Source organism: Spiribacter onubensis, assembly GCF_040838425.1.
GTDB lineage: Bacteria > Pseudomonadota > Gammaproteobacteria > Nitrococcales > Nitrococcaceae > Spiribacter > Spiribacter onubensis.
Genome location: NZ_JBAKFI010000003.1, coordinates 34,772 through 54,461 on the forward strand (window position 1 = coordinate 34,772; position 19,690 = coordinate 54,461).

A 19,690-nucleotide genomic window follows, 5' to 3' on the forward strand; every position below is an offset into this window, starting at 1 on the left:
GCATGACACGACTGACCGAGTCAGCGCTGGCGCTGGCCGCGGGGCTGCTGATGGCCCTTGGGCTGGCGCCATTCTCGCTGGCCTGGGCGCCGGTGCTGGGCCTCGGCATGATCTTCGCGCAGTTGGCCCGGATGCGCCGCGCCCGGGCGGTGTCTGGCCATGGCTATCTCTTCGGCCTCGGTTATGCGGGCCTGGGCGTCTACTGGATCTACCACAGCATCGCCGACTACGGCGGCGGGCCGCTGGCGGCGGTGCTGGCCACCGGCACCCTGGTGGCGCTGTTCGCCCTGATTCCCATGAGCGCCCTGTTCATCGGCTGGTGGGTGGGCGCCGGTCATGCCGGCCGCCGCGTGCTGATGGCACTGCCCCTGGCCTGGCTGCTGGTGGAGTGGGTGCGCAGCTGGCTTTTCACCGGGGCGACCTGGCTCAGCGTGGGCTATAGCCAGATCGATACACCACTCGCGCATTTCGCGCCGGTCTTCGGGGTCTACGGGCCCGGGCTGATGGTGGCCCTGCTCGGCGGCACCCTGGCCTGGTGGCTGCTGCGGCCGCGCTCGGCGAGAGTCGCGCTGCCGCTGCTGGCGACCCTGGGCCTGGCCATGGCGGGGATCGCCCTGCAGCGGGACTGGACGCAGCCCGTGGATGGCCCTGTCACGGTGGCGATGCTCCAGGGCAACATCGCCCAGGATCGCAAGTGGGACCCGGACGAGCGGGGCGTCATTCTGGCGGAATACCTGCGCATGAGCCGGGCCGAGTTCGGTCAGGACCTCATCGTCTGGCCGGAGACCGCCCTGCCGGTGTTCTACGGTCAGGCCCGCGAGTGGCTGGATCGGCTGGCGGAGCAGGCCGCCGCGGCGGGCAGCAGCATTGTCCTCGGCGCACCGGTGGCGGCCGAGGACGGGCTCTACAATGCCGTCGCCGTGCCTGGCGGGACGCCGCAGTTCTACTACAAGCGCCATCTGGTGCCGTTCGGCGAGTACGTGCCCTTTCGTGATCTCGCCGGCGGGGTGCTGGACTTCGTCGGTACGCCGCTGGGCGACTTCAATGCCGGCACCCGTGCCGATCCGCTGCAGGCGGCGGGCCATGCCCTGGGCGTGAGCATCTGCTACGAGGTGACCTTCGGTGCCGAGGTGGCGGACGCGCTGCCGGTGGCGGAGATCCTGCTCAACGTCAGCAATGACGCCTGGTTCGGGGCCTCGACCGCGCCCTGGCAGCATCTACAGATGGCCCGCATGCGGGCGCTCGAGACCGGCCGCCCGATGATCCGGGCGACCAATACGGGCATATCGGCGCTGATCGATGCGAAGGGACGCGTGCAGGTCAGTGGCCCGCTATTCGAGCGAGCCGTGGTGAGCGGTTCGGTGCAGCCGCATGCCGGCGCCACCCCCTATCTCCACTGGCGTGACGGGCCCATGGCGCTGCTCGCGCTCGCCGGCACCGGGCTGCTGCTCGTGCTGCGGTGGCGCGGGGCGTCGCCGCATCGCCGCTGGCGATCATGAGCGGTAGACTGGGACCGACGACGGATCAGGAGTGACGCCATGAGCGAGAAAGACGACCAGCGCGATCATGAACTCCACGGTTATGAACGCATGCTCGAGCGCCTGCGCGAACGCCTCGAGGAGACCGGTGAGGCGGTGGAGCATGGCTTCAGCGAGGCCCTGGACGCGGTGCGTGAGCGCAGCGTGGCGCTCGGTGAGCTCACCCGCGAGGAGGCCGATCGGGTCGCCGCCTGGCTGCAGCGCGATCTGGAGGATGCCGCCGAATACGTGGAGAAGGCCCGCGGCACCTATTCCGACTGGCTGCACATGGATCTGCAGCTGGTGGAGAACTGGGTCTGGGACCGCTTCTCCTCGGTGGCCGATCAGACGCGTCTTCAGTGGCAGGCCCTGAACCGCGAACTGCAGGCCGCGGCGCGCTATCACACCGGCGAGATCACCGGGCCGGGGACGCTGGTCTGCCGGGATTGCGGCGAGGTCCTGCATTTCAAGCGCGCCGGTCACATCCCGCCATGTCCCAGGTGCCATGGCAGCCGTTTCGAGCGGGCGGTCCGCCAGCGGCGCGACTGATCGAAGGTGCAAACGCGCCCGGCACCGGGGTATCCTCTCGCGCCATGGAAAAGCATTACGATCCCGCCCGACTGGAGACCGACGCGCAGGCCTACTGGGAAGAGGAAGGCTGCTTCCGGGTCAGCGAAGACCCCGAGCGCGAGAAATACTACTGTCTGTCGATGCTGCCGTATCCGAGCGGCCGGCTGCACATGGGGCATGTGCGCAATTACACCATCGGCGATGTCATCAGCCGCTACCAGCGCATGCAGGGCCGCAACGTCCTCCAGCCCATGGGTTGGGATGCCTTCGGCCTGCCCGCCGAGAATGCCGCCATCAAGCGCGGCGTGCCGCCGGCGGAGTGGACCTACCAGAACATCGACCACATGCGCCGCCAGCTCCAGCGCATGGGCTACGGCTACGACTGGACCCGGGAGGTCACGACCTGCGATCCGGCCTATTACCGCTGGGAGCAGCTCATGTTCACCCGGCTGCTGGAGAAGGGCCTGGTATACCGCGCCCGGGCGGTGGTGAACTGGGACCCGGTGGATCAGACGGTACTCGCCAACGAACAGGTGGTGGACGGGCGCGGCTGGCGCTCCGGGGCCCTGGTGGAGCGCCGCGAGATCCCGCAGTGGTTCGTGCGCATCACCGACTACGCCGATGAGCTGCTGGACGGCCTGGATGCCCTGCCGGGCTGGCCGGATGCGGTCAAGACCATGCAGCGCAACTGGATCGGCCGCTCCGAGGGTGTCGAGCTGGATTTCGCCCTGGCCGACGGTGGCCGGCCCCTGCGCGTCTACACGACCCGGCCGGATACCCTGTTCGGCGCCACCTACATGGCGGTTGCCGCCGACCATCCGCTGGCTCTGGAAGCCGGGGAGCGGGATCCGTCCATCGCCGCGTTCCTCGATGACATCCGTAAGGGGGCGGTCACCGAGGAGGCCCTGGAGAAACTCGAGAAAAAGGGCATGCCGCTCGGCGTCGAGGCGATCAATCCGCTCTCCGGCGAGCGGATCCCGGTGTGGGTGGCCAACTTCGTGCTGATGGGCTACGGCACCGGCGCGATCATGGCGGTGCCCGCCCATGATGCCCGCGACCATGAGTTCGCCACCCGCTTCGGCCTGCCCATCCGCCAGGCCGTGGGGCCCGCCGACGGCAGCGCCGTGGACGTGCAGGCCGAGCCCTGGACGGCCAAGGAGGAGCTGGTCACGGTGAACGCCGGCGCATTCACCGGCATGGACTTCCCGACCGCCTTCAATGCCATCGCCGACTACCTGGAGGCGAAGGGCATCGGTGAGCGCCGGATCAACTATCGCCTGCGTGACTGGGGCGTCTCGCGTCAACGCTACTGGGGCTGCCCGATCCCGGTGATCCACTGCGCCGACTGCGGTGACGTACCGGTCCCGGATGACGATCTCCCCGTGACGCTGCCCGAGCAGGTCACGTTCACGGGCCTGCAGTCGCCGCTGAAGACCGATCCCGAGTGGCGCCGCACCCCCTGCCCGCGCTGTGGGGCCGAGGCGGAGCGTGAGACCGATACCTTCGACACCTTCGTCGAATCGTCATGGTACTACGCGCGCTACTGCAGTCCGGATGCCGATGCCATGCTCGACGAACGGGCCAACTACTGGCTGCCGGTGAACCAGTACATCGGCGGCATCGAGCATGCGGTGATGCACCTGCTCTATTTCCGTTTCTGGCACAAGCTCATGCGCGATCTCGGCTACGTGGACAGCGATGAGCCCGCCACCAACCTCCTCTGCCAGGGCATGGTGCTGGCCGAGGCCTACTACCACGACAGCGAGGAGGCCGGGCGGGAGTGGATCGCCCCCGGCGAGGTCGAGGTCGAGCGCGATGGCAAGGGGCGGATCGTGCAGGCCCGGCGCCGGGCCGATGGGGCCGAACTGGTCGCCACCGGCTGGACCACCATGTCCAAGTCAAAGAACAATGGCGAAGATCCGGAAAGTCTGGTGGATCGCTTCGGGGCCGATACCGTACGGCTTTTCACCATGTTCGCCGCACCGCCGGATCAGGCCCTGGAGTGGCAGGATAGCGGTGTCGAGGGGGCCTCTCGCTTTCTGCGGCGGCTCTACGCGCTGGTCCATGATCATGTGAGCGCGGGAGCGGTGCCGGCGCCCCGGGCCGACGGGCTCGATGACGCGGGGATCGCGCTGCGACGCAAGCTCCACGAGACCATCGCCAAGGTGAGTGATGACATCGGCCGCCGCTATACCTTCAATACCGCGATTGCCGCGGTCATGGAGCTCTGTAACGCCCTCGGGCGCCATCCGGCCGACACCGGGGCCGCCCGTGGCCTGCACCAGGAGGCCCTCGAGGCCGTGGTGCTCATGCTCCAGCCCATCACGCCGCATCTGAGCCACGGCCTGTGGAAAGCCCTCGGGCGAGACGGCGCCGCGGTGGACCAGCCCTGGCCGGCGGTGGACGAAGCCGCGCTGGTGCGCGATGAGGTCGAGCTCGTGGTGCAGGTCAACGGCAAGCTGCGCAGCCGGATCGCCGTGGCAGCGGACGCCGCCGAGGACAGCATCCGCGGACAGGCCCTCGAGGATGCCAATGTCCAGCGGTTCATCGAAGGCAAGACCGTGCGCAGGGTGATTGTCGTGCCCGGCCGGCTGGTCAACGTGGTGGCCAATTGATCCGGGCTGGCCGCCATCTCGCGGTCGTCTCCCTGGCCCTGCTGCTGGCCGCCTGTGGCTGGCAGCTACGGGGGACTGGTGGCGCTGGTTTTGATGGGGTTTCCGTTGCCGTAGACGGTGCGGTGGGAAATCGGATTCTTGACCAGGTTCGATCGCAGTTACGGGACTTGGGCGCCGAAGTGGAAACATCGATTGCTGATGCGCGGTTGGTGGTCAATATACTTGAAGCGTCGAGTCGTCGTCGGACGGTAGCAACCGGCTCGGATGGCTTCGCCAGGGAATATGAGCTGATCTACCACATGCGTTTCAGCCTGAGCGCTGGAGGGCGGGCCCGGGAAAATCCGCCGATTATTGAACCGCAAACGGTGCGTGCGACGGCGAGCTATGCTGCAAGTCCTCAAGCCCTTCAGGGCCAAGAGGCGGAGGAGCAAGTACTCCAGGAGGGGCTTGCTGCTGATGTTATCCAGCAAATGCTGGCGCGGATCGGCCGGCAGCTCTAGGGCGGCGGCGCCATGGCCGATATCCGCTTCGACGACCTGCCCGCCCGCATCGATCGCGGGCTGGCGCCCATCTACCTGATTGCCGGTGAAGAGCCGCTGCTCATCGAAGAGGTCCTGGACCGGCTGCGGGCGCAGGCCCGCCGCGAGGGGTTTGGCGAGCGCGAAGTGCTGCACGCCGACGGCAGCTTCGACTGGAGCCGGCTGGCGGCCACCACCGATAATCTCTCGCTTTTCACCGAGCGGCGCCTCATCGAGCTGCGCCTGCCGGGCGGCAAGCCCGGCCGGGAGGGCAGTGCCGCGCTCAAGGCGCAGGCGGCGGCGCCGGACGCCGACAATCTGCTGGTGGTCATCTGCGGTCGACTCGAGCCGGCGCAGCGCAGATCCGCCTGGGCCAGCGCCATCGCCCGGGCCGGTGTGATGAGTTATGCCTGGCCGCTGCGCCGCGGAGATCTCGCCGACTGGACCCGGCGCCGCGCCGGCGAGCGCGGCCTGGCACTGGATGCTGAAGTCGCGGCGCTCATGGCGGAACGCAACGAGGGCAATCTGCTGGCCCTCGCCCAGGAGATCGAGAAGCTGGCACTGCTTGCCGATGACGGGCGGGTGAGCCTTGATACCGCCGGCGAGGCGGTGGCCGACAGCGCACGCTTTGCTGTCTTCGATCTGCCGGAGGCCGTGCTGGCCGGCGACGTCGTCCGAACGCTGCGCATCCTCCGTCGTCTGCGGGCGGAGGGCGAAGAGCCGGTGCTGGTGCTCTGGGCGCTGGCCCGCGACATCCGCGTACTGGCCGATCTGCAATCGGCCCTGGATGGCCGTGGCGGTGTCGCTGAGGTCATGAGCCGGCATCGGGTCTGGAAGAGTCGTCAGGGCCGCCTGCAGGCCATTGCCCGCGGGACCAGGCCTGGTGCCTGGGCGCGCATGCTGGGACGCGCGGCCGGCGTGGACCGGGTGATCAAGGGTGCCGCGCCAGGGCGCCCCTGGGATGAGTTGCTAGAATTGTCGACGAGGGCGGCCCGCGGCGCGGCCACCATCAATCGCAGGGAGAGACATCGATGAGTGCGAATCAGCCGGCTGTCCGCCAGGACGTGACTGACTACATGCATGGCCTCGGCCAGGCCGCCCGCGAAGCCGGGCGCCACCTTGCGGCCACCGAGAGTGGTCCCCGCAATGCCGCGCTGTCCGCCATTGCCCGACGGCTCCGGGCGGACGAAACGGCCCTGCGGGAGGCCAACGAGGCCGATCTGGCGGCCGGTCGCGAGCAGGGGCTGGACGCCGCCCTGCTGGACCGCCTGGCACTCACTGAGGCGCGGATCGAGGCCATGGCCACCGGGCTTGAGCAGATCGCGGCGCTGCCCGATCCGGTGGGCGCTGTTAGCCACCTCGATCCCATGCCGAGTGGCATCCGGGTGGGGCGCATGCGGGTGCCGCTGGGCGTGGTGGGCATCATCTACGAGTCCCGCCCCAACGTCACCGCCGACGCGGCCGGTCTGTGCCTGAAGTCGGGCAATGCCTGCATCCTGCGTGGGGGCTCGGAATCGCTGCGCTCCAACCGGGCCATCGCCGCCTGCATTGCCGAGGGGCTGGCCGAGGCCGGGTTGCCGGAGACGGCGGTGCAGGTGGTGGAGACCACCGACCGGGCCGCCGTCGGCGCGCTCATTACCATGGACGAGCATGTCGACGTGCTCGTGCCGCGGGGTGGCAAGGGCCTGATCGAGCGCATCATGCAGGACGCCACCGTACCCATGATCAAGCACCTCGACGGCGTCTGCCACTGCTTTGTCGACGCCGGGGCCGATGCCGACATGGCCGAGCGCATTGTGGTCAATGCCAAGACCCAGCGTTACGGCACCTGCAACACCCTCGAGACGCTGCTGCTGGATGCCGCCATCGCACCGTCGCTGCTGCCCCGTCTTAAGTCGGCTTTCGATGCTCACGGTGTCGAGCTGCGCGGCTGCGAGAGGAGCCGCGCCCTGGTCGACGGACTCACCCCGGCGGAGCCCGCCGATTGGGATGCCGAGTACCTCGCTCCCATCCTGGCGGTGCGTGTGGTCGATGGCATCGACGCCGCCATGGCCCATATCGAGCGCCACAGTTCCGGTCATACCGAGGCCATCGTGACCCGGGATCATGCCCGGGCCCAGCGCTTCCTGCGCGAGGTCGACTCCAGTTCGGTCATGGTCAACGCCTCGACGCGCTTCGCCGATGGAATTGAGTACGGCCTCGGCGCCGAGATCGGCATCAGCACCGACAAGCTGCATGCCCGCGGCCCGGTGGGGCTGGAGGGACTGACCACGCAGAAATACATCGTCCTGGGCGAGGGGCATATCCGCGAATGACCGCGGGGCAGGGGGCGCCGGTGGCGCTGCTGGGGGGCACCTTCGACCCGGTACACTACGGCCATCTGCGCCCCGCCATCGAGCTGCTGGAGGGTCTGGGTCTGTCGGAGCTCCGTCTGGTGCCCGGCCATGTGCCACCGCATCGCCCGCAGCCGCGGCTCGATGCCGCCATGCGCTGCGCACTCCTGGAGACCGCCGCGGCCGATATCCCCGGGCTGGTGGTGGACCGCCGGGAACTGATGCGCTCGGGGCCGTCCTATACCGTGGATACGCTCGCCGGCCTGCGCCGCGAACTCGGCCCGGAACGGCCGCTGTGCTTTGTCATGGGCAGCGATGCATTCCGCGGGCTCATGCAGTGGCACCGCTGGCGCGAACTCATCGGTCAGGCCCACCTGGTGGTGACCACGCGTGGCGGCGACAACGCCGCCAGACCGCCGGCGCTGGACGAGTGGCTGGCGCCGCGCCGCGCCCGGCATCCCGGCGAACTGCGTAATGCGCCGGCCGGGCGGGTGTGGTTCCATCCGGTCTCGCGGCTGGAGATTTCCGCCACCGCCATTCGCGGCCTGCTGGCCCGCGGCTTTTCGGTCCAGGGCCTCACGCCGGATCCGGTCTGGCGGCGCCTGGCCGCCACTGGACTCTATGGTTATCCCCAGGCATCAAGGGCCACCCGGCCCGGGAGGTTGCACCCGCACCATGACTGAAACCGCTGTTTCACCCCAGGCGCTGCGTGACCAGGTGGTCGAGGCCCTGGACGACATGAAGGCCGTCGACCCGCGCATCATCGATGTTCGGGGCCGCACCGCCATTACGGATTTCATGGCCTTCGCCACCGGCAACTCGCGCCGCCATGTCCGTGCGATCGCCGATGCGGTCATCGACGCCGCCCGTGATCTGGGGCTGCGGCCGACGGGCGTGGAGGGCCTGGAGGGCAGCGAGTGGGTGCTGGTGGATCTGGGTGATGTGGTCGTCCATGTGATGCTGGAGGATGTCCGCGACTTCTATCGCCTGGAGCGTATCTGGGGTGTTGATGAGGCGGAGGCCTGAGGCGGGATGCGCCTCGATCTGGTCGCCGTGGGCCGGCGCGCGCCGGACTGGATCAGCACCGGCGTGGACGAGTTTGCCACGCGCATGCCGCGTCATCTGCCGCTGGCGGTGCGCACGGTCAATGCCGGCGACGCCCGGCGCGGCGGGGATGTGGCACGGGCCCGCGGCCAGGAGGCCGATGCGCTGCTGGGCGCCGCCGGTGATGCCCGCATAATCGTCCTCGATGAACGGGGGCGGTCCTGGCGCACCCGCGATCTGGCACACTATCTGGACGACGCGATGCAGGAGGGCCGTGACCTGGCCTTTCTCATCGGCGGAGCCGATGGGTTGCACCCGCGCTGCCTGGAGGCGGCGGAGCGCCAGTGGTCGCTCTCCGCGCTCACGCTGCCGCATATGCTGGTCCGCGTGATCGTGGCCGAACAGCTCTATCGCGCCTGGACGCTGCTCTCCGGGCATCCCTACCATCGGGGCTGAGCCGTCCCGCTTTCAGGAGCCTTCAATGACCGACGCCCAATCCGATGCCACCGATCCCGATCTCTTTCTCGCCTCGGCCTCGCCGCGACGCGCCGAGCTCCTCGAGCGCATGGGCGTGCGTTTCCGCACCGTAGCCCAGTCGGTGGATGAACAGATCGAGCCCGATGAGACCCCGGAGGTATTCGTCATCCGCCTGGCCCTGGAGAAGGCCCGGGCCGGACTGAGTGCCCGTCCGGCGGGCGCCGGTGCCCCGGTGCTGGGTGCCGACACCGCCGTGGTCATCGACGACGAGGTCCTCGGCAAGCCCGCGGATCGCGACCAGGCGCTGGCCATGCTCGACCGGCTCGCCGGGCGCTCCCACCGGGTGCTGACCGGCGTGGCCCTGCTGGACGAGGACCGCGAGGTGACCCGGCTGTCGCTGAGCATGGTGACCCTGCGCGAACTCGCAAGCGCTGAGAAGAACGCCTACTGGGAGAGCGGCGAGCCCGCCGACAAGGCCGGGGCCTATGCGATCCAGGGCAGGGGGGGCGTGTTCATCGAGCAGCTCGAGGGTAGCTACTCCGGTGTCATGGGCCTGCCCATGTTCGAAACCCACGACCTGCTGGCCGAGTTCGGCATCGATTACCAGTCACGCTGGCCGGCGGGTCAGTGAGCCAGGAACTGCTGGTCAACATCACCCCGCAGGAGACGCGGGTGGCGGTGCTGGACAACGGCAGCGTCCAGGAGATCCACATCGAGCGCTCGCGAAGCCGCGGGCTGGTGGGCAACATCTACCTGGCCGAGGTCTCGCGGGTTCTGCCCGGCATGCAGGCGGCTTTCATCGACGCCGGGCTGCAGCGCACGGCCTTCCTGCACGCCTCGGACATCAATGCCGGCCAGGCGGTGGTGGACGGCGCGCCCCGCGAACAGCCGCCCATCCAGCAGCTCCTGCGCGAGCAGCAGCGGATCATGGTTCAGGTGGTCAAGGATCCGATCGGTAGCAAGGGCGCGCGGCTGACGACCCAGATCGCTATTCCGTCGCGCTATCTGGTGCTGCTGGTGGACAACCCCGGGCTGGGCGTATCGGCACGCATCGAGAGCAATGCCGAGCGGGAGCGCCTGCGGGGCATCGGCCTGTCCCTGCTGGGCGAGGAAAGCCCCAATGGCTGTATCCTGCGCACCGCTGCGGAAGGGGTATCGGAGGCCGCGCTGACCCGTGACTGGGCGTTTCTCCAGCGGCTCTGGGCGGCCGTGCGCGACCGGGCCGAGGAGGCCCAGCCCGCGACGCTCCTGCACGAGGATCTGCCATTGGTGCTGAGGGTCCTGCGCGATCTGGTGGGCGATGACGTGGAGCGCGTCCGGATCGACTCGCGGGAGTGGCATGAGCGCATGATCGCCTTCAGCGAGGCGTTTCTGCCGGATGCCCGTTCGCGCCTCGAACACTACCCCGGCGAGCGGCCGATCTTCGATCTCTATGGCGTTGAGGATGAGATCCAGCGGGCGCTGCAGCGCCGGGTCACCCTGAAGTCCGGCGGTTACCTGATCATCGATCAGACCGAGGCGCTGACCACCATCGACGTCAACACCGGCGGCTATGTCGGTCACCGCACCCTGGAAGAGACCATCTTCAAGACCAACCTGGAGGCGGCCCAGGCCATCGTCCGACAGCTGCGCCTGCGCAATCTTGGCGGGATCATCATCGTCGATTTCATCGACATGGCCGACGCCGAGCATCGCCGTCAGGTGCTGCGGGCCCTGGACAAGAGCCTGGAGCGCGACCATGCGCGGACCCAGATCAGCGAGATCTCGGCCCTGGGGCTGGTGGAGATCACCCGCAAGCGCACACGTGACTCGCTCCAGCATCAGCTCTGCGAGACCTGTCCGACCTGTGGCGGGCGGGGCTATCTGAAGAGCGCCGAGACGGTGGTCCACGAGATTACCCGCGAGATCCTCCGGGAGGCGCGGCAGTTCGAGATCACCCGACTGCTGGTGCTGGCCTCGCAGGAGGTGGTCGACCGCGCCCTGGAGGAGGAGAGCGACAGCTTCGCCGAGCTGGAGGCGTTCATCGGCAAGCCCATCGAATTCCAGGCCGAGCCGCTCTACAACCCCGAGCAGTTCGACGTGGTGCTGATGTAGGCATGACCCTCGGGGAGAGACTGCACCGCTGGATCTGGCCGCAGCGCGGGGAGCGGCTGAAGGCCGTGTTCGTCTACACGCTGGTGACGGTGCTGGTCTCGGCGGCGGTTCTGCTGACCGGTGTGCGCCTGCTGTTCGCCGCCGCGCCCTCGCTGACCGCGCCGGTGGGGCAGTTCGTCTCCTCGCAGCTCGGGGTGCCAGTCACCATCGGCGGACTCGATGCCCGACTGCAGGGGCTCCGCCCCGGGCTGGTGCTGCGCGACGTGCGCGTCGGTGCGGCGGAGGCGTCTGCGCCACTGCGGCTTGGCGCCATGACCCTGGCGGTGGCGCCCTGGGAATCGCTGCGCAGGGGCGAGCTGCAACTCCACGGTCTCTCGGCGCAGGGCCTGGAGGTGACCCTGCGGCGCAGTGATCGCGGCGACTGGCAGATCTCCGGCCTGTTGCCGGGCCCGGGGGGAGCCACTCCGGCCTCGTTCCTCGGCGCCCTCCAGCGACTGCCGGTGGACCGGCTGCTGATCCGCGACTCCAGTCTGGCACTGGTCAATCACGATGCCTCGGCCCGTATCGCCTTCTCGCCGGTGGCGCTCCGCTGGCGCCGCGAGCCCGACGGGCAGTGGCGGTTCGCCCTGGACGCCCGTCATGAGGATGAGCAGATCCAGGGGCGGCTGGAGCTCGGTCCGGGCCAGCCGGCCAGTGCCCGCGGTCTGGTGGAATTCCAGGCCCTGAAGGCCGAACGGCTTGCCGCATGGGCCCCGCGTCTGCGGGCCGAACCCGCACCGGATGGCACCCTGTCCGGCCGTCTGTGGCTGGATCTGGCCGCCGATGGCGGGTTGCGCCTGACCACCGAGTTCGAGGCCGCGGGCCTCGGTCTGCTTGATGGCGGCGTACGGGCGCTCGGGGCCCGCGCCACGCTGGAGCGGGACGATGGGGCATGGCGGGGCCATATCCAGCCGGACGGGATCGAGCTCGCCAACGGTCAGGCGCTGACCCCGGGACCGGTGAGTGTCGCGCGCTCCGCGGACGGGCTCTGGCGGATGGCGATGATGGACCTGCCCCTGGAACCACTGGCCGCGTTGCTGCCCCAGGCGACCGGGGAGCCGCCACAGGTTCGGGGCCGGGCCGGGGCGGTGTCGCTCGTCTGGCGCGATGCCGCGACCTGGCGGCTTGCCGCCGATCTGAATGCGGTCGGGCTCAGTGGCGCCGCGCCCTGGCCTCGGCTCGAGGGGGGTGATGCCACGCTGATGGCCGGTGCGCACGGCGGTCGAATGGCGTTCCGGGGATTGCAGGCGACGACACGGCTTCCCGATCTACTCCGCCATCCGGTGGACATGACGACACTGCGCGGCGGGCTGCGGTGGTGGCGTAAGCCGGCGGATGGCTGGCACCTGGCACTGGACGAGTGGCGCGGCGACTGGGCGGGTACCGCCGTGGCGCTGGATGGTCAGGTCTGGCTCCAACCCGGACAGTCGCCGTTCGTCGATCTTCAGGCTGCGGCGGGTGCCGCCGGAGCGGGGCGGGTGGTGCGCCATCTGCCGGTGGGCGTGATGGACATGGAGCTGGTGGACTGGCTCGACGGCGCCGTCGGACCCGGCGAGATGCGTGGCGCCAGCCTGCGGCTTTTTGGACCGCTGCGGGACTTCCCCTTCGATGATGGCACGGGGTTGTTTGATCTGCGCACCCGCCTCACCCCGCTCGAGTTCCGGTTCCGCCCCGACTGGCCGGCCTTCGAGCAGGTGGATGCCGAACTGCGTTTCCGCAACCGGAGCATGATGATCGATGCCGACGCCGCCCGCATCGCCGACGTCCCGCTGCTTGAAGCGACGGCGCGCATCGATGATCTCTGGACGCCTCAGCTGAGTATCGACGGCCGCTTCGCCGGCGGGATGCAGGCCATGCAGGATTTCCTGATCCGCTCTCCGCTGCTGCCCCCGAACACGCGCCTCGAGGATGTGGTCTGGCGTGGTGATGGCGAACTCGATCTGGCGCTGTACTTCCCGTTCCGGCAGCAGCCATTGCAGGTGGACGGGCAACTGCGTCTGGCGGGTGCCGCGGTGTCCGCATCGGGCGCCGGGCTGGCGCTGGAGGATATCCGTGGTGAGGTTGGCTTCGACGAGCATGGCTTGAACTGGGACGGGCTGCGGGCGCGCCTCGGCGGTCGTCCGCTGGTCTCGAGCGCCACGACCACTGGCGAGGGCGCCGATGCGCGTATCGAGGTGACGGCGGATGCGCGCCTGGCGGTCAGCGACTGGCCGGGTCTCGCCGGGATGGCCGGGCGGGCCGAGGGCACCGGTGCCTGGCGGCTGCGCTGGGAGCGGCCGGGGTTTGCCGTATCCAGTGCCCTGCGGGTGGCGCAGCGACTGACCGTCCGCTCGGGCCTGGAGGGGATCCGGCTTGATCTTCCGCTGGGGCTCGGCAAGCCGGCGTCGGATCGTGCACCCGTGCGGCTCGACTGGTCGGCTCAGCCCGATGGTCGGCAGCAGTGGCGGCTTGCCTATGATGAACGCCTCCAGGTCCGCCTCCGTGAGACCGGCGGCGGCGACCGCCGCGCCGCCGTGCATTTCGGAGCCGGACCGCCATCACTGCCCGCGGAGTCCATGACCCGTGTCACGGGCCGGCTGCCGGTACTCGATCCAGCCGGGCTGGGGGGAGGCCAAGGGGATGATTCCGGCCCGGGGGGTGTCCTGGATGCCCTGCCGCCCATGGGCTCGGTGGATCTGATGCTGGCCGGCGCCGACATCAGCCGCTGGCGCCTCGGCGAGACGCGGTTCCGGGGCGGCATGGGCGCCGGGGGCTGGCGGTTCGACCTGAGCGGGGCGGCGGACGGGACCCTCAGCCAGACCGGTGGATCCGCGCCGTGGCTCGTGCGGCTGTCCCGCCTCACCCTCGCGACCCGCCAGGGCGATGAGGCGGTCACCGACCCGGACCAGGACGCGGAGACCGGCGGCGATACCGAGGAGACAACGGCGAGCGGGCCCGACATCGAGCTGACCGCCGATGAACTGGTCGCGGACGGCGCGTCACTGGGGCGTCTCGAATTCAGTCGCCTGGGCGCGGGCACGGCGACGAGTCGGGCGCGGCTGGCACTCAAGGGTGAGATGGTCGACCTGCAGGCGCGGATCAAGGGCGGCCCGGGCGACGGCCCCGACAATCGACTGCATTTTGATCTCTACACCCGGGATGCGGGCACGCTGCTCCGGGCGCTCGGCATGGCGCGGGTCCTCGACAAGGGCGAAGGCTCGGTCAGTGGCGATCTGAACTGGCTGGGGCCGATGTTTTCCCCGCGGTTGCCGACGCTGGCCGGCGACGTGAAGATCGATCTGCGCAATGGCGGACTGCCGGCGGTGGAGCCGGGGGCAGGGCGCGCGCTGGGGCTTTTCAGCCTGTCGGTTCTGCCGCGCCGTCTGGGGCTCGATTTCTCCGATGTCGTCGGCGAAGGGCTCAGCTATGATCGCATGGAGGGGACCTGGCGGATCCGTGCCGGGCAGATGCAGACCGACGGCCTGACCGTGACCGGTCCCTCGCTCAACCTGACACTGCGCGGTCGCACGGACCTGGTCCGGCAGCGCTACGACCAGACGGTCACGGTGACGCCGCGGCTGTCCTCGGCGCTTACTTTCCTCGGGGGGCTCGCCGGCGGCCCGGCGGCCGCCGTCATGCTGTTCCTCACCCGCGGCATGATCGAGCCCGGAGTCGAGCGGCTGACCGAATTCACCTATCGTATTCAGGGTCCCTGGGCCGATCCGCAGTTCCGGATGATCTCTCCGGTCGTCGCGGCCCCCGACAATGGAGATGACAATGAGCAGTGATCGCGTCCGCGCCGCCGTCGTGCAGATGGTCTCCGGCGATATCGTGTCGGATAACCTGCGCGATGCCGGTGCATGGGTCGATGCGGCGGCGGGTGACGGCGCCGAGCTTGTCGTGCTGCCGGAGAATTTCGCCTTTCTCGGCCGGCATGAGCGGGCGGCGCTGGAGGTCGGCGAGTCCGATGGTGCCGGGCCGATACAGGATTTCCTGGCGGCGACCGCGCAGCGCCTCGGGATCACGCTGGTGGGCGGGAGCCTGCCGATCCGGGGCGGGGAGCCGGATCGGGTACGCTCGGCCTGTCTGGTCTATGGGCCCGACGGCCGGCGCATCGCCCGCTACGACAAACGTCATCTATTCGATGTCTCACTGCCCGGCGGAGAGGGTTATCGCGAGTCGGCCACCTTCGCACCGGGTGATGACATCGTCGTCGCGGATACGCCGGCGGGACGCCTGGGGCTGTCGATCTGCTACGACCTGCGCTTCCCGGAGCACTACCGGGCCCTGGTGGATGCCGGTGCCGAGGTGCTGCTGGCGCCGTCGGCGTTCACCGCGACCACCGGCGCGGCCCACTGGGCGGTGCTGGTGCGGGCCCGAGCGGTCGAGAACCTCTGTTTCATGCTCGCGGCGGATCAGGGCGGGCTGCATGCCAACGACCGCCGGACCCATGGCGAGAGCCTGATCATCGATCCATGGGGCGAGTGCCTCGCGGCCTGTCCGGTGGGTGGCGGCCCGGGGATGGCCGTGGCCGACCTCGACCGGTCCCATCAGAGGCAGCTGCGTCAGCGTCTGCCGGCACTGGGCCACCGGCGGGGCTGAGGCCGCCCCCGCATCAGGTCGGCGACAGCCCCACGGGGCAGTCCAGCTGCGTGAATGCCGGGGGCATGGTGTCGAGCCGCATGGCCGTCAACCGGCCACCCCACAGGCAGCCGGTATCCAGTGAGATGTAGCCCGGCCCCTGCCGGCAGCCGAGCCTTGACCAGTGACCGCTGATGACGGTTGTCTCCCGCGGTCGCAGCCGTCTGCCCGGGGTCTCGTACCACGGATAGAGCCCATCCGGCGCCTCCTCGGGCGGGCCATTGTCGCTGAAGTCGAGACGCCCGTCCGCATGGCAGAAGCGCATCCGCGTGAGGGCGTTGATGATGAAGCGCAGCCTCGGCCAGCCGTGCAGCGCCGCCGACCAGGACGCCGGTTTATTGCCGTAGAGATGGGCGAGCAGGGCGTCCGATGCCTCGCTCCGCAGGCGGGTTTCGGCCTCGCGGGCACACCGCCGGGCGGTGGCGAGGTCCCACTGCGGCGGAATGCCGGCATGCACCAGCGTCAGTCCGCCGGCCGGCTCGATGAGCAGTGGTCGCTGGCGCAGCCAGTGGAGCAGATCCGCCGCATCCGGTGCCTCCAGCAGGGGTTCCAGGCGATCGTTACGCCGTAGCCGGCCATGTCCGGCGGCCACCGCAAGGCAGTGGATGTCGTGGTTGCCGAGCACGCTCTCGGCGGCCGCCCCGAGATCGCGGATGAAACGCAGCGTCTCCGCTGCCTGTGGCCCGCGCCCGACGAGATCACCGGTGAACCAGAGCCGGTCGCGGGCGGGGTCGAATTGCAGGCGCTCGAGAAGCATGCGCAGCGGATCAAGGCAGGCATGGACATCTCCGATGGCATAGTCGGCCATATCGGCTCCTAGTCGGCGGAATCCTGACGCTCGACGATCCGGGCCAGCCGCCCGTAGCCGGCGAGATCGACCTGTTCGGCCCGGGTTGCCGGATCGATATCGGCGGCCTCGATGGCCGCGGCATCCAGCAGTCCCCTGAGCGCATTGCGCAGGGTCTTGCGGCGCTGCGCAAAGGCCTGTGCCACGACCCGGCCGAGGCAGTCATCATCAACATCGCCCAGTGGTCGCGCGCGATGGGGGATGAGGCGCACGAACCGCGAGGTGACCCGCGGCGGCGGTGCGAAGGCGCCGGGGTGGACGTCGAACAGCGGCTCCACCTGGCAGCGCGCCTGCATCATGACCGACAGCCGCCCGTAGGTCCTGCTGCCCGGGACTGCCGCCATGCGGTCCACGACCTCGCGCTGCAGCAGCACATGCAGATCGCGGATGCCTGCGGGGGGTGCGGTGAGATGGAAGAGCAGCGGCGTGGACAGGTTGTAGGGGAGGTTGCCGACGATGCGCAGCGCCTGGTAGGCCTGATCGATCAGCGGCGCCAGCGGGCGTGTCAGGGCATCATCCTCGATGACCTGGAATTGGCCGGCCTGGGCCGCCGGATGCCGACGCAGGCCGGCGGCCAGGTCGCGGTCGATCTCGATGGCCGTCAGCCGCACGCCGTGGTCGAGCAGTGGCCGCGTCAGTGCCCCCTGCCCCGGGCCGACTTCGAGGAATGATTCACCCGCCCGTGGCGACAGGGCGATGATCATCTGCTGGATGATCATTCGGTCGTGCAGGAAGTTCTGTCCGAATCGGCGCCGGGCCCGGTGCATGGATCAGCCGCCGGCCCGACTCATGCGGATCGCCTCGCGGATGGCTGCCTGCAGGCTGCCGGATTCGGCCATCCCTCGGCCGGCCAGGTCGAGGGCGGTGCCATGATCCACCGATGTGCGGATGATGGGCAGTCCCAGGGTGATGTTCACGGCGTGGCCGAACCCGACGTGCTTGAGAACCGGGAGCCCCTGGTCGTGATACATGGCCAGCACCGCATCGGCATCCGCCAGGTGGCGGGGCGTGAACAGGGTATCGGCCGGCAGTGGCCCGGTCAGGTTCAGCCCCTCGCCACGCAGTCGCTCCAGCACCGGGGTGATGGTCTCGATTTCCTCGCGGCCCAGATGGCCGGACTCCCCGGCATGGGGGTTGAGACCCGCCACCACGATATGCGGGCGGGGCAGGCCGTAGAAGCGTATGAGGTCGTCATGCAGGATGCGCAGCACGCGCGAGAGCCGTTCGTCGGTAATCGCCCCGGGCACGGCCCGCAACGGCAGATGCGTCGTGGCGAGGGCGACACGCAGGCGATCGGCGGCGAGCATCATCACCGGCATCGGTGCGCCGGTGCGTTCAGCGAGGAACTCGGTGTGCCCGCTGAACGGCTGCCCGGCCTCGTTGATGACGCCCTTGTGGACGGGTCCGGTGACCATGGCCTGGAAACGGTTCTGCAGACAGCCGTCCACGGCGGTGCGGAGGGTCTCCAGCACATAGGCCGCGTTCGCCGGGTCGAGCACCCCTGGCGTCACCGGCGCATCCAGCTGAACCGGCACGATCTCCAGCTGACCCGGAGCCGGATCCGCGGACGGATCGAAGGGCGTGACCGCCGCCCCCACGTTGTCCATCAATGCTGGATCGGCAATGGCCACCAGCCGCGCCTCGGGGAAGGCATCGCCCAGGCCGGCCACCAGTTCCGGGCCGATACCGGCCGGTTCGCCCGGCGTGATGGCGATGCAGGGCCGGGTGAGGGTCATCCGGCGGCTCCGAGTCGCGACTCGACGTAGGCCTCCTCACGCAGCTCGCGCAGCCAGAGCTCGGTTTCCTCCTCGCTCTTGCGCTGTCGGATGGCCGCCTCGGCCTCTTCCCGGGCGATGGTCTCGCTGGCATCGCGCTCGCGCCAGTCGACCACCTCGGCGATATGCCAGCCGCCGCGGGTGCGGAAGATTTCACTGACCTCACCGGCCTCCAGCGACATCACCGCGGAACGGAAGCCGGGCGGGAGGTTGTCGGGGTCGATCCAGCCCAGATCGCCGCCATCGCCCGCCGAGGTCGGGTCATCGGAATTGGCCCGGGCCAGATCGGCGAAATCGCTGCCACCCATGATCCGCTCGCGGAGGGCCTGCAGTCGCAGGCGCGCGTCGGTGTCGGTGACCACCTCGTTGGTCTCGATGACGATATGGCGGAGGTTGGCCTGCCGGATCATCTGCCCGTCACCGCCACGCGTCTCCCGCAGGCGATAGATCTGAAAGCCCGCCGGCGTGCGCAGCGGCGAGGTGTACTGCCCGGGTTCGAGCTCGCGGATCGCATCGGCGCCCGCCTGTGGCAGCTGGGAGGCCGGGCGCCAGCCCATGTCGCCGCCCTCCAGCGCATTGCGCGCATCGGACTCCGCTGCGGCGACCCGGGCGAATGACTCGCCGGCGTCCAGTCGCTCGACCACCGCATTGGCGCGTTCCCGCGCCTCGGCGATGGCGTTCGCGGAGGCGGCCTCGGGCACGCTGATGAGGATCTGCTCGAGGTGGTATTCGCGATCGAGACTGCTGTTGCGCTCGATGAACTGCTGGATCTCCTGTTCGGTGACGTCCACGCGCTGGTTCATCACCTGCTGGCGGAGCCGGCTGATGATGATCTCGCGGCGCAGCTGCTCCCGGAACCGGGCCATGTCCAGGCCCTGGGCCTCAAGGGCATCGCGCAGTCCGGTGAGGCTGAGGCCGTTACGCTCGGCGACCTGGCGTACCGCCGCGTCGAGGGTCGCCGAGTCCACGCGGATCCCGCGGCGCTCGGCGACATTGAGCTGCAGCGTCTGCATGATCAGGCGCTCGAGGACCTGGCGGCGCAGTTCCTCGGCCGGGGGCATGCGGACGTTGCGTTGCTCGAGATCCTGGCGCACCGAGATCAGCTCGGCTTCCAGTTCCGAGGCCAGGACGACGTCGTCATTGACCAGAGCGACGATGCGCTCCAGCACCACCTCCTGGGCCTGGGCGATATTAAGGGAGAGCAGAAGCAGCAGCGTAGCGATTAGTGGTCTTGCCATCGA

The 19,690-nt window shown here is 69.4% G+C and carries 17 protein-coding genes; 13 read left to right on the forward strand and 4 right to left on the reverse strand.

The window, feature by feature from the left end:
• The first annotated feature begins 2 nt into the window (after positions 1-2).
• Genes lnt through V6X63_RS06270 form a run of 13 tightly spaced genes read left to right on the forward strand, consistent with a single transcriptional unit; the run spans position 3 to position 15,788 of the window.
• Entirely contained in the window at positions 3-1,499 is a 1,497-nt protein-coding gene (gene lnt, locus V6X63_RS06210) for an apolipoprotein N-acyltransferase (protein ID WP_367965904.1), read from the forward strand.
• A gap of 39 nt (positions 1,500-1,538) precedes the next feature.
• Positions 1,539-2,066 (forward strand): zinc ribbon-containing protein, encoded by a 528-nt coding sequence (locus V6X63_RS06215; protein WP_367965905.1) that lies wholly within the window; start codon positions 1,539-1,541, stop codon positions 2,064-2,066.
• 44 nt (positions 2,067-2,110) lie between these two features.
• A complete protein-coding gene (leuS, locus tag V6X63_RS06220) occupies positions 2,111-4,702 on the forward strand; it encodes a leucine--tRNA ligase (RefSeq protein WP_367978426.1) in 2,592 nt (863 codons plus the stop codon).
• Positions 4,699-5,202, forward strand: coding sequence for an LPS-assembly lipoprotein LptE (locus V6X63_RS06225; protein WP_367965907.1), 504 nt, complete (start codon positions 4,699-4,701; stop codon positions 5,200-5,202). Before leuS ends, V6X63_RS06225 begins: the two co-directional genes overlap by 4 nt.
• Positions 5,203-5,214: 12 nt before the next feature.
• On the forward strand, positions 5,215-6,255 hold the full coding sequence (gene holA / locus V6X63_RS06230; protein ID WP_367965908.1) for a DNA polymerase III subunit delta: 1,041 nt from the start codon (positions 5,215-5,217) through the stop codon (positions 6,253-6,255).
• On the forward strand, positions 6,252-7,535 hold the full coding sequence (locus V6X63_RS06235) for a glutamate-5-semialdehyde dehydrogenase (protein ID WP_367978427.1): 1,284 nt from the start codon (positions 6,252-6,254) through the stop codon (positions 7,533-7,535). Before holA ends, V6X63_RS06235 begins: the two co-directional genes overlap by 4 nt.
• Positions 7,532-8,236 (forward strand): nicotinate-nucleotide adenylyltransferase, encoded by a 705-nt coding sequence (gene nadD / locus V6X63_RS06240; RefSeq protein ID WP_367965910.1) that lies wholly within the window; start codon positions 7,532-7,534, stop codon positions 8,234-8,236. The genes V6X63_RS06235 and nadD overlap by 4 nt, the downstream gene beginning before the upstream one ends.
• Positions 8,229-8,579, forward strand: coding sequence for a ribosome silencing factor (gene rsfS, locus V6X63_RS06245; protein ID WP_367965911.1), 351 nt, complete (start codon positions 8,229-8,231; stop codon positions 8,577-8,579). The genes nadD and rsfS overlap by 8 nt, the downstream gene beginning before the upstream one ends.
• A gap of 6 nt (positions 8,580-8,585) precedes the next feature.
• On the forward strand, positions 8,586-9,053 hold the full coding sequence (gene rlmH, locus V6X63_RS06250) for a 23S rRNA (pseudouridine(1915)-N(3))-methyltransferase RlmH (RefSeq protein ID WP_367965912.1): 468 nt from the start codon (positions 8,586-8,588) through the stop codon (positions 9,051-9,053).
• Positions 9,054-9,078: 25 nt separating this feature from the next.
• The gene (locus V6X63_RS06255) at positions 9,079-9,705 is read left to right on the forward strand and encodes a Maf family protein (protein ID WP_367965913.1); all 627 of its coding nucleotides are present in this window, start codon (positions 9,079-9,081) and stop codon (positions 9,703-9,705) included.
• Complete coding sequence (rng, locus tag V6X63_RS06260) at positions 9,702-11,168, forward strand: ribonuclease G (RefSeq protein ID WP_367965914.1); 1,467 nt, start codon at positions 9,702-9,704, stop codon at positions 11,166-11,168. The genes V6X63_RS06255 and rng overlap by 4 nt, the downstream gene beginning before the upstream one ends.
• Positions 11,169-11,170: 2 nt before the next feature.
• Entirely contained in the window at positions 11,171-14,974 is a 3,804-nt protein-coding gene (locus V6X63_RS06265; RefSeq protein WP_367978428.1) for a YhdP family protein, read from the forward strand.
• Positions 14,964-15,788: a carbon-nitrogen hydrolase family protein gene (locus tag V6X63_RS06270; RefSeq protein ID WP_367965916.1), complete on the forward strand. Its 825-nt coding sequence runs from the start codon at positions 14,964-14,966 to the stop codon at positions 15,786-15,788. The genes V6X63_RS06265 and V6X63_RS06270 overlap by 11 nt, the downstream gene beginning before the upstream one ends.
• 13 nt (positions 15,789-15,801) lie before the next feature.
• Here V6X63_RS06270 and V6X63_RS06275 read toward each other — a convergent pair whose 3' ends face one another.
• From V6X63_RS06275 to V6X63_RS06290, 4 genes are read right to left on the reverse strand one after another with little or no spacing between them, the layout of a single operon-like run.
• Entirely contained in the window at positions 15,802-16,635 is an 834-nt protein-coding gene (locus V6X63_RS06275) for a symmetrical bis(5'-nucleosyl)-tetraphosphatase (RefSeq protein WP_367978429.1), read from the reverse strand.
• Between the two features lie 8 nt (positions 16,636-16,643).
• The gene (gene rsmA, locus V6X63_RS06280; RefSeq protein ID WP_367965918.1) at positions 16,644-17,441 is read right to left on the reverse strand and encodes a 16S rRNA (adenine(1518)-N(6)/adenine(1519)-N(6))-dimethyltransferase RsmA; all 798 of its coding nucleotides are present in this window, start codon (positions 17,439-17,441) and stop codon (positions 16,644-16,646) included.
• Positions 17,442-17,444: 3 nt separating this feature from the next.
• Positions 17,445-18,410 (reverse strand): 4-hydroxythreonine-4-phosphate dehydrogenase PdxA, encoded by a 966-nt coding sequence (gene pdxA, locus V6X63_RS06285; RefSeq protein ID WP_367965919.1) that lies wholly within the window; start codon positions 18,408-18,410, stop codon positions 17,445-17,447.
• Positions 18,407-19,687, reverse strand: coding sequence for a peptidylprolyl isomerase (locus V6X63_RS06290; RefSeq protein ID WP_367978430.1), 1,281 nt, complete (start codon positions 19,685-19,687; stop codon positions 18,407-18,409). Before V6X63_RS06290 ends, pdxA begins: the two co-directional genes overlap by 4 nt.
• Positions 19,688-19,690: the final 3 nt, after the last annotated feature.

Coding starts and splice junctions, on each gene's coding strand:
- V6X63_RS06215 (WP_367965905.1), top strand. CDS start 1,539: ATGAGCGAGAAAGACGACCAGCGCGATCATGAACTCCACGGTTATGAA.
- V6X63_RS06275 (WP_367978429.1), bottom strand. CDS start 16,635: ATGGCCGACTATGCCATCGGAGATGTCCATGCCTGCCTTGATCCGCTG.
- leuS (WP_367978426.1), top strand. CDS start 2,111: ATGGAAAAGCATTACGATCCCGCCCGACTGGAGACCGACGCGCAGGCC.
- rsmA (WP_367965918.1), bottom strand. CDS start 17,441: ATGCACCGGGCCCGGCGCCGATTCGGACAGAACTTCCTGCACGACCGA.
- V6X63_RS06255 (WP_367965913.1), top strand. CDS start 9,079: ATGACCGACGCCCAATCCGATGCCACCGATCCCGATCTCTTTCTCGCC.
- pdxA (WP_367965919.1), bottom strand. CDS start 18,410: ATGACCCTCACCCGGCCCTGCATCGCCATCACGCCGGGCGAACCGGCC.
- V6X63_RS06290 (WP_367978430.1), bottom strand. CDS start 19,687: ATGGCAAGACCACTAATCGCTACGCTGCTGCTTCTGCTCTCCCTTAAT.
- nadD (WP_367965910.1), top strand. CDS start 7,532: ATGACCGCGGGGCAGGGGGCGCCGGTGGCGCTGCTGGGGGGCACCTTC.
- rlmH (WP_367965912.1), top strand. CDS start 8,586: ATGCGCCTCGATCTGGTCGCCGTGGGCCGGCGCGCGCCGGACTGGATC.
- lnt (WP_367965904.1), top strand. CDS start 3: ATGACACGACTGACCGAGTCAGCGCTGGCGCTGGCCGCGGGGCTGCTG.
- rsfS (WP_367965911.1), top strand. CDS start 8,229: ATGACTGAAACCGCTGTTTCACCCCAGGCGCTGCGTGACCAGGTGGTC.
- holA (WP_367965908.1), top strand. CDS start 5,215: ATGGCCGATATCCGCTTCGACGACCTGCCCGCCCGCATCGATCGCGGG.
- V6X63_RS06270 (WP_367965916.1), top strand. CDS start 14,964: ATGAGCAGTGATCGCGTCCGCGCCGCCGTCGTGCAGATGGTCTCCGGC.
- V6X63_RS06265 (WP_367978428.1), top strand. CDS start 11,171: ATGACCCTCGGGGAGAGACTGCACCGCTGGATCTGGCCGCAGCGCGGG.
- V6X63_RS06235 (WP_367978427.1), top strand. CDS start 6,252: ATGAGTGCGAATCAGCCGGCTGTCCGCCAGGACGTGACTGACTACATG.